Annotated in this window: 14 protein-coding genes; 5 read left to right on the forward strand and 9 right to left on the reverse strand. The window is 62.2% G+C overall.

The window, feature by feature from the left end:
• Positions 1-8: 8 nt before the first annotated feature.
• From ACEN93_RS11510 to ACEN93_RS11530, 5 genes are all read left to right on the forward strand, one after another.
• On the forward strand, positions 9-686 hold the full coding sequence (locus ACEN93_RS11510) for a heavy metal response regulator transcription factor (RefSeq protein ID WP_011335857.1): 678 nt from the start codon (positions 9-11) through the stop codon (positions 684-686).
• On the forward strand, positions 676-2,040 hold the full coding sequence (locus ACEN93_RS11515) for a heavy metal sensor histidine kinase (protein ID WP_495611426.1): 1,365 nt from the start codon (positions 676-678) through the stop codon (positions 2,038-2,040). The genes ACEN93_RS11510 and ACEN93_RS11515 overlap by 11 nt, the downstream gene beginning before the upstream one ends.
• Positions 2,041-2,283: 243 nt before the next feature.
• Positions 2,284-2,505, forward strand: a complete 222-nt coding sequence (locus ACEN93_RS11520; protein WP_039766234.1) for a hypothetical protein — start codon at positions 2,284-2,286, stop codon at positions 2,503-2,505.
• A 196-nt stretch (positions 2,506-2,701) separates the two neighbouring features.
• Positions 2,702-4,018 carry an OprD family porin gene (locus tag ACEN93_RS11525; RefSeq protein WP_495611427.1) on the forward strand — a complete coding sequence of 439 codons (1,317 nt, stop codon included), beginning with the start codon at positions 2,702-2,704 and terminating at the stop codon, positions 4,016-4,018.
• A 108-nt stretch (positions 4,019-4,126) separates the two neighbouring features.
• A complete protein-coding gene (locus ACEN93_RS11530; protein WP_495611428.1) occupies positions 4,127-5,632 on the forward strand; it encodes a sensor domain-containing diguanylate cyclase in 1,506 nt (501 codons plus the stop codon).
• 61 nt (positions 5,633-5,693) lie between these two features.
• Here the strand turns inward: ACEN93_RS11530 and lpxC are convergent, their stop codons facing one another.
• From lpxC to murD, 9 genes are all read right to left on the reverse strand, one after another.
• Positions 5,694-6,605 (reverse strand): UDP-3-O-acyl-N-acetylglucosamine deacetylase, encoded by a 912-nt coding sequence (lpxC, locus tag ACEN93_RS11535; RefSeq protein WP_007956752.1) that lies wholly within the window; start codon positions 6,603-6,605, stop codon positions 5,694-5,696.
• A 112-nt stretch (positions 6,606-6,717) separates the two neighbouring features.
• Positions 6,718-7,914: a cell division protein FtsZ gene (ftsZ, locus tag ACEN93_RS11540; protein WP_007956754.1), complete on the reverse strand. Its 1,197-nt coding sequence runs from the start codon at positions 7,912-7,914 to the stop codon at positions 6,718-6,720.
• 67 nt (positions 7,915-7,981) lie between these two features.
• Positions 7,982-9,241, reverse strand: coding sequence for a cell division protein FtsA (gene ftsA / locus ACEN93_RS11545; RefSeq protein WP_039766239.1), 1,260 nt, complete (start codon positions 9,239-9,241; stop codon positions 7,982-7,984).
• 15 nt (positions 9,242-9,256) lie between these two features.
• Positions 9,257-10,123 carry a cell division protein FtsQ/DivIB gene (locus ACEN93_RS11550; RefSeq protein ID WP_039766241.1) on the reverse strand — a complete coding sequence of 289 codons (867 nt, stop codon included), beginning with the start codon at positions 10,121-10,123 and terminating at the stop codon, positions 9,257-9,259.
• A gap of 4 nt (positions 10,124-10,127) precedes the next feature.
• Positions 10,128-11,102 (reverse strand): D-alanine--D-alanine ligase, encoded by a 975-nt coding sequence (locus ACEN93_RS11555; protein WP_039766243.1) that lies wholly within the window; start codon positions 11,100-11,102, stop codon positions 10,128-10,130.
• Positions 11,099-12,559, reverse strand: coding sequence for a UDP-N-acetylmuramate--L-alanine ligase (murC, locus tag ACEN93_RS11560; protein WP_495611429.1), 1,461 nt, complete (start codon positions 12,557-12,559; stop codon positions 11,099-11,101). Before murC ends, ACEN93_RS11555 begins: the two co-directional genes overlap by 4 nt.
• On the reverse strand, positions 12,552-13,622 hold the full coding sequence (murG, locus tag ACEN93_RS11565) for an undecaprenyldiphospho-muramoylpentapeptide beta-N-acetylglucosaminyltransferase (protein WP_495611430.1): 1,071 nt from the start codon (positions 13,620-13,622) through the stop codon (positions 12,552-12,554). Before murG ends, murC begins: the two co-directional genes overlap by 8 nt.
• The gene (gene ftsW / locus ACEN93_RS11570) at positions 13,612-14,829 is read right to left on the reverse strand and encodes a putative lipid II flippase FtsW (protein WP_495611431.1); all 1,218 of its coding nucleotides are present in this window, start codon (positions 14,827-14,829) and stop codon (positions 13,612-13,614) included. Before ftsW ends, murG begins: the two co-directional genes overlap by 11 nt.
• On the reverse strand, positions 14,826-16,172 hold the full coding sequence (gene murD, locus ACEN93_RS11575) for a UDP-N-acetylmuramoyl-L-alanine--D-glutamate ligase (protein WP_039766248.1): 1,347 nt from the start codon (positions 16,170-16,172) through the stop codon (positions 14,826-14,828). The genes ftsW and murD overlap by 4 nt, the downstream gene beginning before the upstream one ends.
• Positions 16,173-16,176: the final 4 nt, after the last annotated feature.

The following is a 16,176-nucleotide window of genomic DNA, read 5'->3' on the forward strand; positions in this document are numbered from 1 at the left end:
GGCGGGTCATGCGCGTTCTGATTATCGAAGACGAAGAAAAAACCGCGGACTACCTGCACCGCGGCCTGACGGAACAGGGTTACACCGTGGATCGGGCCCGCGACGGCGTCGAGGGCCTGCACCTGGCGCTGGAAAGCGACTACGCGGTGATCGTCCTCGACGTGATGCTGCCCGGCCTCGATGGCTTTGGCGTGTTGCGCGCATTGCGCGCGCGCAAGCAGACGCCGGTGATCATGCTCACCGCCCGCGAGCGGGTCGAAGACCGGATCCGAGGCCTGCGCGACGGCGCCGACGATTACCTCGGCAAACCGTTTTCCTTCCTCGAACTGGTGGCGCGCCTGCAAGCGCTGACCCGGCGCAGCGGCGGGCATGAACCGGTACAAGTGAGCATCGCCGACCTGTGGATCGATCTGATCAGCCGCAAGGCCACCCGCGCCGGCACGCGGCTGGATCTGACCGCGAAGGAGTTTTCGCTGCTCAGCGTGCTGGCCCGGCGTCAGGGCGAAATCCTCTCGAAAACCGCGATTGCCGAGATGGTCTGGGACATCAATTTCGACAGCGACGCCAACGTGGTCGAAGTCGCGATCAAACGCCTGCGCGCCAAGCTCGACGGGCCGTTCGACGAGAAACTGCTGCACACCATCCGCGGCATGGGTTATGTGCTGGAGAGCCGTGGTGTCCAGTAACTCTATCGCCCTGCGCCTGAGCGGGATGTTCACGCTGGTGGCGCTGCTGGTGTTCCTGTTGATCGGCGGTGCGCTGTATCAACAAGTGGACAAAGGCCTGGGCCTGCTGCCGGAAGCGGAGCTCGATGCGCGTTACAGCGTTCTGGAATCGGCGCTCAACCGCTATGGCACCCCCGAGCATTGGGTGAAGATCAACGCCAAGCTCAAGCTGCTCGGCGAAGAAGACAAGCGCATCCGTTTCTGGGTCGTCAGCGGCAATCCGGGCTACGAGTTTGGCGAGCCGGATGCCTTGATCCGCGCGTTTGCCCAAGGCCCGCTGGGCATGCGCGACCTGCAACTGCCCGACCATCCCTATCCGCTGAAAGTGCTGCTCACCGAACTGCCGGCCAAGGATCAACGCCCCCCGCTGCGCTTCATGATCGGCATCGACACCGAGACCTTTCACCAGACCCAGCATCAGTTGCTGATCGCGCTGGTGAGTCTGGCGGTGATCGGCGTGCTGCTGGCCTCGGCGTTGGGTTACTGGGTGGCGCGAATCGGCCTCAAACCGCTGATCAAACTGTCCCACGAAGCCCAGCGGCTGGCACCGCCGTTGCGGGCCGGGCGTCTGCGATTGTCGCCGTTACCGCCGGAACTGGAGCAGTTCGTCGACTCGTTCAACTCGACGCTCGAGCGGGTTGAACAAGCCTATTCACGTCTCGAATCCTTCAACGCCGATGTGGCCCATGAGCTGCGTTCGCCGCTGACCAACCTGATCGGCCAGACCCAGGTCGCCCTGACTCGCGGGCGCTCCGCCGAGCATTATTTCGAAGTGCTGCAATCCAACCTCGAAGAGCTGGAACGCCTGCGCTCGATCATCAACGACATGCTGTTCCTGGCCAGCGCCGATCAGGGCAGCAAGGCCACCAAACTGACCTCGACCTCGCTGGCCGATGAAGTGGCGACCACCCTCGAATACCTCGATTTCATCCTTGAGGATGCGCAGGTCCAGGTCCACGTCAGCGGCGATGCCCAGGTGCGGATCGAGATCGCCCACTTGCGCCGAGCCCTGATCAATCTGCTGAGCAACGCGGTGCAACACACGGCGCCCGGCCAAGTGATCGAGGTGCAGATCGCGGTCGAGGAACATCAGGTCAGCATCGGCGTGGCCAACCCCGGCGCGCCGATTGCCAGCGAGCACTTACCGCGCTTGTTCGAGCGCTTCTACCGGGTCGATGCGTCGCGCAGCAACAGTGGCAACAATCACGGGTTGGGGCTGGCGATCGTCAAGGCGATCGCGCTGATGCATGGCGGGGATGTGTTTGTGCGCAGTGATCGCGGGATGAACACCTTCGGAATCCACCTCCCCGTCTGACCCCTCTCCCGATCGTTCCCACGCTCCGCGTGGGAATGCAGCCCGGGACGCTCCGCGTTCCACTCCAAAGCCGAACACAGAGCTTCCATCAAGGTGTTCCCAAGCCGAGTCCTGGAATGATCACCCGTTGATCTTTGCTTCCGCTGTAACAGTCATTTATGAAAATCACGCTGTTTCACAACGCCCGGCAACCTTATCTTTGCCCGCACCAAACAGCACTTGCCAAGCAAGAAGGTTTTCAAGATGTCCAACAGTATGGGTATTGCCAGCGCTTTCGTTTTGTCCTCATTGATCCTGTCGCCGATGGCGATGGCTGAAGAATCCCAGACGTTTGTAGCGCAAAACGCCGCTCGCGCTCACGCATTCGAACAGCATCAGGCAGAAGTGATGGCCAAGGCTCAGGACGCTACGCAAGCCCCGCAGGCCTTAAATTCTCAGGCTCAAGCCTCCGAGAAAGACAGCTGAGTCGCGCACTGCGCAACGTTTCCCTCGACGCGGTTGTTTGGCTCTTCCCGTTCAACCGTCGTCCTTGCAGGCCGCTGATTTTCAGCGGCCTTTTTTCGTTGTGGTCTGAAAGCTGTCTGGTACGTCTTTAACAACTGGAAACATCCCGCACCTCATGACATTGAAGTGTCAGTTGACCCAAGGAGCTTTACCGCACGTGCGTTACCCAGTTCGCTTCACCCCGCTGTTCATTGCAATTGCCGCAACGATTGCCCCCGCCGCCCATGCTGCCGAAGCCGAGCAGCAAGGTTTCGTCGAAGGCTCGAGCCTGAACCTCAATGCCCGCAACTACTACATGAACCGCAACCGCCTGCAGCAGACGGACGACAACATCGAGTGGGGCCAGGGGTTTCTCGGCAAATTCGAGTCGGGCTACACCGAAGGCACGGTCGGCTTCGGCCTCGATGCGCACGCCATGCTCGGCCTGAAACTCGACGGCGGTGGTGGTACGGACAACTCCAGCATCCTGCCGGTCAGTGACGGCAGCGGCAAAGCGCCGGGTTCGTTCTCCACGGCGGGTGGCACCCTGAAGATGCGCGCGTTCGATACCGAGCTGAAAGCCGGCGATCTGTTCCTCGCCAACCCGGTGATCGCCGGTGGCGAGACGCGCATGCTGCCGCAGACCTTTCGCGGCATCAGCCTGACCAACCACAGCTTCGACGGCTGGATGATCGAAGGCGGCCAGGCCAGCTTCACCAAGCCCTACAACCAGAGCGGTCACAAACGCATCGGCACTTCTTACGGCACCCTCGCCGACGACGACAAGAGCCAGCACCTGAACTGGGCCGGCGTGGCTTGGAGCGGCGTCGAAGGCCTGACCAGCAGCCTGTACGCTTCCGAGCTGAAGGACATCTGGAACCAGTACTACTACGACCTCGACTACACGTGGGCGCTGAATGATCGGGTGACCCTCAACCCGGGCCTGCACTTCTATCACACCCAGGACACCGGCGACGCGCTGCTGGGCAACATCGACAACAACACCTACAGCCTGCATTTCACCGTGGGCATCGGCAGCCACAGCGTTACCGCCGCGTATCAGCGGGTCAACGGCAACACGCCGTTCGATTACATCAGCCAGGGCGACAGCGTCTACCTCGACAACTCGCAGCAGTACTCGGACTTCAACGGCCCGAACGAGCGCTCGTGGAAACTCAAGTACGCCTACGACTTCGCCGGCGTCGGCCTGCCGGGGCTGACCTCGGCACTGTCCTATTCGCGCGGCACGCTGGACCTGACCAAAGTCGATCCGGACAGCAAGGGTTACGCCTCGTGGTACAGCGCCGAAGGCCGCAACGCCAAACACTGGGAGCGCGACATCGACCTCAAATACGTGGTGCAGAGCGGCCAGGCCAAAGACTTGGCGGTATGCCTGCAATGGGCGACCAACCGCGGCGGAAACGGTTACGGCGCAATCGATACGGACACCGATGAATACCGTGTGATCATCGACTACCCGATCAACGTCTTCTAAGATCGGCACTGCGATAAAAGGCCAGCCTGACGCGCTGGCCTTTTTCTTGCCTGTGGCAGCGAGCGGGTACAACTACGCTTAGAAGAATCCCCAACCGAAAACCGGACCATGATCGCGAGCCGCACCCCTACCGTTCCCGGCACGACCGGACGCTCCGAGCTGCTGTTGATCTCAGGCAGCCTGCTGAGCGTGATCGCGATTGTCTGCATCGTCACGTTCCTGCTGATCCGTGAACGCGCCAACGCCCAGGAATCGGCCACCCGTGGCGCCACCACCATCGCCCAGTTGATCGACGCCGACGTGCTGCGCACCGTCGAGCTGTATGACCTGACGCTGCAAGGGCTGATCGCCGCCGCCCAACGTGACGACCTGAAAGACGTTTCGCCGCAGATCCGCCATCTGGCGTTGTTCGACCGCTCCACCACGGCGCGCTTCAAGGGCGACATCCTGTTGCTCGACAAGTATGGCGAGGTGATTGCCGACTCCTCGCGGGTCGATCCGCTGCCGGGCAATTTCGCCGACCGTGACTACTTCCTCGCCCACGCCTTCAACCGCGACACCGGCATGTTCATCAGCCGTCCGTTCAAACCCCGCTGCGACTGCGATGACGCCAACCAGTGGCGGATCAGTTTCAGTCGGCGCATTTCTTCAGACACCGGTGAGTTTCTGGGTGTGGCCGTGGCGTCGATGAAACTGGATTACTTCGATCAGCTGTTCAACAGTCTCGACATCGGCATCGACAGCACTCTCAACATCATCAACAACGACGGCATCCTGCTGGCGCAGAAGCCTTATCTGCAGAGCGACTCGATCGGCAAGAGCTTTGCCGCCCGGCCCAATGTGGTGCGGATTCTGCGCGACAACAACGGCAATGGCAGTTTCAACAGCATTTCGAGCATGGATTATCAGCAACGGCTGTACACCTATTCGCGGGTCGGCAATCTGCCGCTGACGGTAATCGTTGCCCTGTCCAGCGAGGAAGTGTTCGGCGCGTGGCGACGCACGGCGATCCTGATCAGCGGCGCTACCGGCGTGTTGTGTGCCGGTCTGCTGTGGCTGACCTGGCTGCTGGCCCGGGAGCTGCGCCTGCGTCAGCGGGCGGAACATGAACTGGCACAACTCGCGGCGACCGATGCCCTGACCGGGGTCGCCAACCGGCGAATGCTCGATCAGTCGCTGCGCCACGAGTGGTTCCGCGCCCAGCGTTCGGGCAAGCCACTGTCATTGCTGATGATCGACGCCGACCACTTCAAGGCCTTCAATGACCGGCACGGGCATCAGGCCGGAGATCACGCGTTGCGTGAACTGGCCAGGGTGATCACCGCCAATGTGCGGCGTCCGGCGGATCTGGTGGCGCGGTATGGCGGTGAGGAGTTTTCGGTGATCCTCGCGGAAACCGACAGTGCCGGGGCGCAGCAGATCGCCGAACACATTCGTACAGCGGTGGAGCAATTGCCAAGCCTGAATCAAGACCAGTCACCGATGACCGTGAGCGTCGGTATCAGTACCTGGACGTCGACGAGCGAAATCAGTCTGGAGCAGCTGTTGTTCGCCGCGGACAAGGCGTTGTATCAAGCCAAGGAAGGTGGGAGAAACCGGGTCGTCGTCGCCTGAAAACAGGCATAAAAAAAGGCCACCCAAAGGTGGCCTTCAAAAAACTAGAGAGGTTTTTTACTTACACCGCCGCAACCGGGCGCATGTAAGAGATTGGTGCAGTGCTGGCGTCTTCGAACGTCACGACTTCCCAGGCATCTTTCTGCTCAATCAACTTGCGCAGCAGCTGGTTGTTCAGTGCGTGGCCGGACTTGAAGCCCTTGAACTCACCAATCAGGCTGTTGCCCAGCAGGTACAGGTCGCCAATCGCATCGAGGATCTTGTGCTTCACGAATTCGTCTTCGTAGCGAAGGCCGTCTTCGTTCAGTACGCCATCGGCATCGACCACGATCGCGTTTTCCACGCTGCCGCCGAGTGCGAGGTTGTGCTTGCGCAGGTACTCGATGTCACTCATGAAACCGAAAGTACGGGCGCGGCTGACTTCTTTTACGAACGAAGTGCTGGAAAAATCCACGCTTGCACTTTGGGTGCGGTCCCGGAAAACCGGGTGATCGAAATCGATCTCGAAGCTCACCTTGAACCCTTCGAAAGGGACGAAAGTGGCGCGCTTGTCGCCGTCTTCCACTGTCACTTCACGCAGGATGCGGATGAATTTCTTGGCGGCGTCCTGTTCTTCCAGGCCAGCCGATTGAATCAGGAATACGAAAGGTCCTGCGCTGCCATCCATGATCGGGACTTCAGACGCGGAGAGCTCGACGTAGGCGTTATCGATGCCCAGGCCAGCCATGGCCGAGAGCAAGTGCTCCACCGTGTCTACCTTCACGTCACCGTTGACCAGCGTCGTCGACATGGTTGTCTCGCCGACGTTGGCCGCGCGAGCCGGTATCTCGACAACCGGATCGAGATCGGCACGACGAAAGACGATCCCGGTGTCGACAGGTGCAGGCTTGAGGGTCAGGTAAACCTTCTCCCCGGAGTGCAGACCTACACCGGTGGCACGGATAATATTTTTCAGTGTGCGTTGTTTAATCATGGCATGGGCCGCTTCAGCGCAAATTGCGAACTGGTATCAACAAAGGCTGGCGATGATAGCAGACCGAGCCTTTGCTGAACACCAATCACCTGAATACCCCTGATACATTTCATCAATCGGCCTGACGACGCAGGAAGGCCGGGATGTCCAGGTAGTCCAGGTCATCTTGCGGATTCATCTTCGCGGCAGTCGCAGCACCGGCCTGAGCCTGGTTGCGCATGACGGTCGGACGGTCCAGGTCACGGTAATTCACCGCTGGCTGCTCCTGACGAGCGGGTGCCGGTTGCTGCACCTGAGCAGCGGCCATCGAGGTGTGAACGGTGTTGTCGATGACCTTCACAGGCTTCTCGATTTTCGCGCCCAGACCGGTGGCAACCACGGTCACGTGCAGTTCGTCGCGCATGTCCGGATCGATAACGGTACCGACCTTGACCATCGCGTGCTCGGAAGCGAAGGCTTCGATGATCGAACCCACGTCGGAGTACTCACCCAGGGACAGGTCAGGACCGGCAGTGATGTTCACCAGGATGCCGCGTGCGCCTTGCAGGTTCACGTCTTCCAGCAGCGGGTTGCGGATGGCCGCTTCGGTCGCTTCACGTGCACGGTTCGGACCGCTGGCGCAGCCAGTGCCCATCATCGCCATGCCCATTTCGCTCATCACGGTACGTACGTCGGCGAAGTCGACGTTGATCATGCCCGGACGCTTGATGATGTCGGAGATACCGCGAACGGCACCGGCCAGTACATCGTCAGCCTTGGCGAAAGCCGACAGCAGGCTTGCGTCCTTGCCGAGGATGGTCAGCAGTTTTTCGTTCGGAATGGTGATCAGCGAGTCGACGCTTTCCGAGAGCATGCGGATGCCTTCGTCGGCGATCTGCATACGCTTGCGACCTTCGAACGGGAACGGACGGGTCACGACCGCAACGGTCAGGATGCCCATTTCCTTGGCCACTTCGGCAATGATCGGCGCAGCACCGGTACCGGTACCGCCGCCCATGCCGGTGGTGATGAACACCATGTTGGTGCCGGCCAGCACTTCAGCGATGCGCTCGCGATCTTCCAGCGCAGCCTGACGGCCGACTTCCGGGTTGGCGCCGGCACCCAGGCCTTTGGTCACGCCGGTACCCAGTTGCAGAATGGTGCGCGCGCCGATGTTTTTCAGCGCTTGAGCATCGGTGTTGGCGCAGATGAATTCCACGCCTTCGATGTTGCTCTTGACCATGTGATTGACAGCGTTGCCGCCGCCACCGCCAACACCGATAACTTTGATTACCGGGCTTGCGGGGATGTTGTCTACGAGTTCGAACATTTTCCCTCTCCTTACATTCTCTAGTTTTTTCGCCTACTGCTGTTTGTTGCGGTGCTGCGGTAAAGCGTTAGAAGTTGCCTTGAATCCACTTCTTAAAACGGTCCAGCAACGGCGCCTGCGGCTCATCGTTGCTGTAGCTGTCGCGGCTGCCGATGCCCGAGAACGAGATCCCGTCGGACTGCTTTTGCAGGCCGTACATCAACAAGCCAACGCCAGTGGAATAAATCGGGTTGCGTACCACGTCATCCAGACCTTTCACGCCATGAGGCACGCCCAGGCGGACCGGCATGTGGAAGATTTCTTCGGCCAGTTCGGTGGCGCCTTCCATCTTCGACGTACCACCGGTCAGCACGATGCCGGCCGGGATCAGGTCTTCGTAGCCGCTGCGACGCAGCTCGGCCTGGATCAGGGTGAAGAGTTCGTCGTAACGCGGCTCGACCACTTCGGCCAGAGCCTGACGGGACAGTTCGCGCGGCGGACGGTCGCCGACGCTCGGCACCTTGATGGTCTCGCCGGCACCGGCCAGTTTGGCCAGGGCGCAGGCGTAGCGGATCTTGATCTCTTCGGCGTACTGGGTCGGGGTGCGCAACGCCATGGCGATGTCGTTGGTCACCTGGTCGCCCGCAATCGGGATCACCGCCGTGTGGCGGATCGCGCCTTCGGTGAAGATCGCGATGTCGGTGGTGCCGCCGCCGATGTCGACCAGGCACACGCCCAGCTCTTTTTCGTCGTCGGTCAGGACCGAGTAGGCCGAGGCCAGTTGCTCGAGAATGATGTCGTCGATTTCCAGACCGCAGCGACGCACGCATTTTTCAATGTTCTGTGCGGCGTTGACGGCGCAGGTGACCACGTGAACCTTGGCTTCCAGACGCACGCCGGACATGCCCAGCGGCTCGCGCACGCCTTCCTGGTTATCGATCACGTAATCCTGCGGCAGGGTGTGCAGCACACGCTGGTCGGCCGGGATCGCCACCGCCTGGGCGGCGTCGAGTACGCGCTCCAGGTCAGCCGAGCTGACTTCGCGATCACGAATCGCGACGATGCCGTGGGAGTTCAGGCTGCGAATGTGATTGCCCGCCACGCCGACGAACGCCGAGTGAATGCGGCAGCCCGCCATCAGTTGGGCTTCTTCGATCGCGCGCTGGATCGACTGCACGGTGGACTCGATGTTGACCACCACGCCTTTCTTCAGGCCGCGGGACGGATGAGTGCCGATCCCGACGATTTCCAGCGAGCCGTCGTCCGCAACCTCGCCGACCAGCGCCACCACCTTGGAGGTGCCGATATCGAGACCGACGATCATTTTGCCGCTTTGCACGTTTGCCATGGGTCCTGCCTCTTCTTAATTCTTTGCGACAGCGGGTTGGGCTGTCGTCGGCGCTACTGGTTCCCGCCAGCCAACAGCGAGGCCGTTGGCGTAGCGCAGATCGATGCGCGCAATGTTCGTAATCTGTTCTTTGAGCGTCTTGTCATAGATGGCAATGAAGCGGCGCATCTTTTCCACCAGGTTGCCGCGTCCCAGCAGCAGCTCGATCCCGGGGCCGGAACTGCCGGCACCGGTGGTCAGGAACCAGCTGCCGCGTTCACGCAGCTCCAGCCGCGCAATCGAGAAGCCCAATGGCCGGAGCATCTGGCTCAGCACCTGGTATTGCTGCATCACTTGCTGCTGGGCCCGCTGCGGGCCGAACAGCTGCGGCAGGTGTTCGTAGTTCGCCAGTTCCTTGGGCGTGAACGCCTGGCCCTGGTTGTTGAGCAACGACTCGTCGCCCCAACGGGCCACCGGCAGTTGCTCTTCGAGGCGGATCACCACCTGGTCCGGCCACACCCGGCGCACTTCGGCGTGGGCGATCCACGGCATCTGTTCCAGCTCGGTGCGCATGCTCGCCAGGTCGATGGTGAAGAAGCTCGACGCCACATACGGGGCGATCCGCTGCTGCACCGCCTGCTGACTGATGTAACTCAGGTCGCCCTGCACCGCGATCTTGGTGATCGGCCGGTCGGCGTACGGCAGCAGACGCTGTGCGCCTTCGTAAGTGCCGAACCCCAGAGCCACCAGCAGCACCGGCCAGAACAGACCTTTCAAAAAGCCGAAGTTGGCTTTTGGCAGGCGCGCGGACATCGGCTCTTTGGCCACCATTCGGCTGGCACCCCGCGGCACCGGCTTGCGGCCGGGTGCGGGTGGCTGATGTCTGAGATGAGCGCCTTGCATGGTCTTAACCTCGCGCCTCTTTCTTGCCATCGGCATCGACACTGGCGGCCAGAATGGCCAGGACCAGCTGCTGGAAATCCAGACCGGCCGCTTTCGCCGCCATCGGTACCAGGCTGTGATCGGTCATGCCGGGAGCGGTGTTGACTTCCAGGAACCAGAACTTGCCGTCGGCGTCCTGCATCACGTCCGCCCGACCCCAACCGGCAATACCCAGCGCCTCGCAGGCTTGCGCCGTGAGGTCCATGAGTTCTTTTTCCTTGGCGGCATCGAGCCCGCACGGAATCCGATACTGGGTATCGTTGGCGATGTACTTGGCGTCGTAGTCGTAGAACGTGTGTGGCGTACCCAGGGCGATAGGAGGCAACACCTGGTCACGCAGGGTGGCGATGGTGAACTCGGGACCGTGGATCCATTGCTCGACCAACACTTGCGAATCGTAGGTACTGGCCGCTTTCCATGCGTCGATCAACTCGGACGCGGAAGTCACTTTGGCCATCCCGATACTTGAACCTTCATGCGCCGGTTTGACGATCAAAGGGAAGCCCAGTTCCGTCGCTGCCGAAATACAATCGGCCTCGCTGCGCAGCACGGCGTGACGCGGCGTCGGAATCCCCAGCGTGTGCCAGACCTGCTTGGTGCGCAGTTTGTCCATCGCCAGTGCCGAAGCCAGGATGCCGCTGCCGGTGTACGGAATGCCGGCCACTTCAAGCAGGCCCTGCATGCTGCCGTCTTCACCGCCGCGACCGTGAAGGATGATGAACGCACGGTCGATCTTTTCGCTCAGCAGGCGCTGCAGGATATCGGCGCCGACGTCGATCCCGAATGCGTCCACGCCTGCGCTTTGCAGCGCACTGAGCACGGCGTTGCCGGACTTCAGCGAGACTTCACGCTCGGCACTCAGGCCACCAAACAGCACGGCCACCCGGCCGAAATCCTTCGGGGCGATGGTGGAGAACAGGTTGGCGTAGGCAGCAGTCATTTCAACTTCCCCTCGACCGATGCCGCCACGGCACCGGCGAACAACTCGCTTTTCAACAGTTTCGGTGCGAGGCCGCCGATGTCACCGGCGCCCTGGCACAGCAGAATGTCGCCGGCACGCAGCAGCGGCTTGACCAGTGGCGCCAGATCGACGCCGCGCTCGATGTAGATCGGGTCGAGCTGACCGCGCTGGCGGATGCTGTTGCACAGCTTGCGGCTGTCCGCGCCCGGAATCGGCTCTTCGCCGGCCGGATAAACTTCCATCAGCAGCAGCACGTTGGCGTCGGCCAGGACATTGACGAAATCGTCATACAGGTCGCGGGTGCGGCTGTAACGGTGCGGCTGGTAGACCATCACCAGACGGCGCTCCGGCCAGCCACCACGCACGGCTTTGATGACTGCTGCGACCTCGGTCGGGTGGTGACCGTAGTCGTCGACCAGCATCACGTTGCCGCCGTCCACCGGCAGCTCGCCGTAGACCTGGAAGCGTCGGCCGACACCCTGGAAGCCGGACAGGCCCTGGACGATGGCTTCATCGCTGACGCCTTCGTCGGTGGCGATGCAGATGGTCGCCAGGGAATTGAGCACGTTGTGGTTGCCCGGCATGTTCACGGACACATCAAGAGGCTCGCGATCAGGGCGCAGCACGGTAAAGAAGGTCTGCATGCCCTGCTGACGAACATTGATCGCGCGCACGTCGGCGTCTTCGCTGAAGCCATAGGTCACGGTTGGACGCTTGACCAGCGGCAGGATTTCACGCACCACCGGATCGTCCAGGCACATCACCGCCAGCCCGTAGAACGGCAGGTTGTGCAGGAACTCGACGAAGGTTTTCTTCAGTTTGTTGAAGTCACCGTCGTAGGTCGCCATGTGGTCGGCGTCGATGTTGGTGACCACGGCCACCAGCGGTTGCAGGTGCAGGAAGCTGGCGTCGCTTTCATCGGCCTCGGCGATCAGGTAACGGCTGGTGCCGAGCTGGGCATTGGTGCCCGCGGCGTTCAGACGGCCACCGATGACGAAGGTCGGATCCAGACCACCGGCGGCGAATACCGAAGCGATCAGGCTGGTGGTGGTGGTCTTGCCGTGGGTACCGGCGACGGCGATGCCGTGGCGGTAGCGCATCAGCTCGGCGAGCATTTCGGCACGCGGCACCACCGGGATGCGGCGTTCCAGCGCAGTCGCGACTTCCGGGTTGGAGGTGTTGACGGCGCTCGACACCACCAGCACATCGGCGGCAGCGGCGTTCTCGGCACGGTGGCCGATGAAGATCTGCGCACCGAAGGATGCCAGGCGCTCGGTCACCGGCGAAGCTTTCAGGTCGGAACCGGACACTTCATAGCCCAGGTTCAGCAGCACTTCGGCAATACCGCACATGCCCACGCCGCCGATCCCGACGAAGTGGATGCGACGGATGCGGCGCATTTCCGGTTGCGGCATGGCTTTCTGATTCTCAACCATGGGCCACCTCCAGACAGGTATCGACCACGCTGCGGGTGGCTTCGGGTTTCGCCAGACGGCGGGCCGCTTGGGCCATTTGTTCGAGTCGTTGCGGTTGCATCAAGACCTCTGTCAGGCGCGCGGCAAGGTCCGCGGCACCAGTCGTTCTTTGCGGCATCAGGAAGGCAGCGCCTTCACGGGCCAAATAATCGGCGTTGCGGGTCTGGTGATCGTCGATCGCGTGGGGCAAGGGCACCAGCATCGATGGCAGACCGGCGGCGGCCAGTTCGCTGATGGTCAATGCGCCGGCGCGGCACACCACCAGGTCAGCCCAGCCATAGGCCTGGGCCATGTCTTTGATGAACGGCTGCACCTGCGCATCCACGCCGGCGGCGCGGTAGCGCTCTGCAGTCACTTCATCGTGGTTTCTGCCGGCCTGATGGAACACTTCCGGACGCAAGTCGGCAGCGACTTGTGCCAGGGCTTCAGGCAGCAACTTGTTCAACGGCTCTGCGCCCAGGCTTCCGCCCAGGATCAGCAAACGCGCCTTGCGTCCGGCCAGGGCCGGGCGCGGTGTTTCGAGGAACAGCTCGCTGCGCACCGGGTTCCCGGTGGTACGGCGACTGTCCGACAGGGTAAAGGTGTCGGGGAAGGCTTCACACACCCGGGCGGCGAACGGCACCAGCAACCGATTGGCGGTGCCGGCCACGGCGTTCTGCTCATGAACGATCACCGGCACGCCGGCCAGTTTGGCGGCAAGACCACCGGGGCCGGTCACATAGCCGCCGAATCCGACCACGCACACCGGCCGCAAGCGGCGAATGATCGCCCGCGCCTGCCATACCGATTTCAGCAGCATCAACGGCGCCTTGAGCAGCGACAGCTTGCCCTTGCCACGCAGGCCAGTGGCGTTGATGCGATGCAGTTCAATACCTGCCGCCGGCACCAGATCGTTCTCGATCCCGCGCGGCGTTCCGAGCCAGTGCACGGTGTAGCCGCGCGCCTGGAATTCGCGGGCACAGGCCAGCGCCGGGAACACGTGGCCACCGGTGCCGCCGGCCATGATCAATACGTTAGCGCCCATGGTTCGGCTCCTCGGCGAAGTCGCTCTCATGGAATTCCATCTCTTCACTGCCCAGGTGGGTCCGGCTCTCCCACTCGATCCTCAGCAACAGGCCAAGGCAGGCGCAGCAGATCACCAGGGAACTGCCGCCATAACTGAGGAACGGCAAGGTCAGGCCCTTGGTCGGCAGCAGGCCGACGTTCACGCCGATGTTGATCAGGAACTGGCCGATCCACAGGAACGACAGGCCGTAGGCAACATAAGCGGCAAAAAACTGTTTGGCTTTCTCGGCCCACAGACCGATGTACATCCCGCGAATACACACGAACACGAACAGCGCCACGGTGCACAGCGAGCCCACGGCGCCGAACTCTTCGGCGAGAACCGAGAACACGAAGTCGGTGTGCGCTTCCGGCAGGTAGAACTGTTTCTGCACGCTGTTGCCCAGACCAACGCCCAGCCATTCACCGCGACCGAATGCGATCAAGGCTTGCGACAATTGATAACCGGCGCCGAACTGGTCGGCCCACGGGTCGGCGAAGTTGGTCAGACGCGCCATCCGGTACGGCTGCATCTGAATCAGCAACACCACCGCACCGACCGCCAGCACCACCATCAGCGAGAACCGGAACAGCCCGACCCCGCCGAGGAACAGCATCGCCGCCGCAGCGCCCATCATCACGACGGTGGCACCGAAGTCCGGCTCCATCAGCAGCAAGCCCGCCATCGGCAGCAGCACGATGAATGGCTTGAAGAAGCCCATCCAGCTCTCGCGCACCTCTTTCTGGCGACGCACCAGGTAACCGGCGAGGTAGATCACCACGAACACCTTGGCGATCTCGGACGGCTGTACGTTGAAGAAGCTGAAACCGATCCAGCGCATCGAACCGTTCACCTCACGGCCGATCCCCGGGATGATCACCATCACCAGCAGACCGAACGCACCGATCAGCATCATCCAGCCGAGGCGCTGCCAGGTGGCGATCGGAATCATCATCGTGACGATGCAGGCACCGAGGCCCAGCACCACGTAGATCAGGTGACGGGTCATGTAATAGAGAGCACTGCCCGACTGCGCCGCGCCGACTTCTGTCGATGCCGAGGCGATCATGATCAGGCCCAGACCGAGCAACGCCAGGCAACCGGCGAGCATCGGGAAGTCGAGGTCGATTCCGCGTCCGGTAATGAGCGGCGACGGGTATGGCTTGATGATGTTTCTCAAGCTCATGCCAGATCCTCCACAGCGCGGACGAACTGGTGACCACGGTCTTCGTAGTTCTTGAACATGTCGAAACTGGCGCAGGCCGGCGACAGCAGCACCACGTCACCCGGCTGGGCGGCGGCGCGGCATTGGGCGACCGCGTCGACCAGCGTGGTCGCACGAATCAGCGGTACGGCATCGCCGATCGCTTCGCCGATCTTGTCGGAGTCGCGACCCATCAGGATCACGGCGCGGCAGTGGGCCGCCACCGGATCGCGCAGGTCCTTGAAGTCGGCACCCTTGCCATCGCCACCGGCGATCAGCACGACCTTGCCGTCGATGTCCGCACCCAGACCTTCGATGGCGGCCAGCGCAGCGCCGACGTTGGTGGCCTTGGAATCGTTGTAGTAACCGACGCCGTCCAGATCACGTACCCACTGGCAACGGTGTTCGAGACCGGCGAAGGTGCGCAGCGCCGCCAGCATGGCGTCGAACGGCAGCCCGACCGCGTGGCCGAGCGCCAGCGCCGCCAGGGCGTTGGACTGGTTGTGGGCGCCGCGAATCTTCAACTCGCGCACCGGCATCAGGTTCTGGAATTCGAAGGCCAGGTATTTCTCGCCATTCTCTTCGCGCAGGCCGAACGCCTTGAAATCGGGTTTGGTCAGGCCGAAGGTCCAGCACGGCTGGCCCTCGCCCATCAGCGGACGGGTCAAGGCGTCCTGGCGGTTGACCACGAACTGCTTCGCACCCCGGAAGATCCGGTGCTTGGCCAGGTGGTAGGCCGGCAGACCGCTGTAGCGATCCATGTGGTCTTCGCTGATGTTGAGCACGGTCGCCACTTCGGCGTTGAGCTGGTCGGTGGTTTCCAGCTGGAAGCTCGACAGCTCCATCACGTACAGCTCGACGTCATCGCTGAGCAGATCCAGCGCCGGCGTACCGAGGTTGCCGCCCACGGCCACGCGCTTGCCGGCCGCAGCCGCCATCTCGCCGACCAGCGTGGTGACGGTGCTTTTCGCGTTGGAACCGCTGATGGCCACGATCGGCGCCTTCGCGTTGCGCGCGAACAGCTCGATGTCGCCGGACAGCTTCACGCCACGGGCCGCGGCGGCTTGCAGGGCCGGGGTCGCCAGCGCCAGGCCGGGGCTCACGTAGAGCTCGTCGGCACGGCACAGGAATTCGACGTCCAGCTCGCCACAACGCACTTCCACGTGCGGATAGTCACGCTGGAGCGTGGCCAGTTCCGGTGGATTTTCCCGCGTGTCGGCCACGGCAAACGCCACGCCCCGGTTCGCCAGGAAGCGAACCAGGGACATGCCGCTCTTGCCGAGGCCGACAACGATGCGGAAGTGGTCAGAAGCGATCAGAGACACTCGT

This window comes from Pseudomonas sp. Pseusp21, from assembly GCF_059492145.1.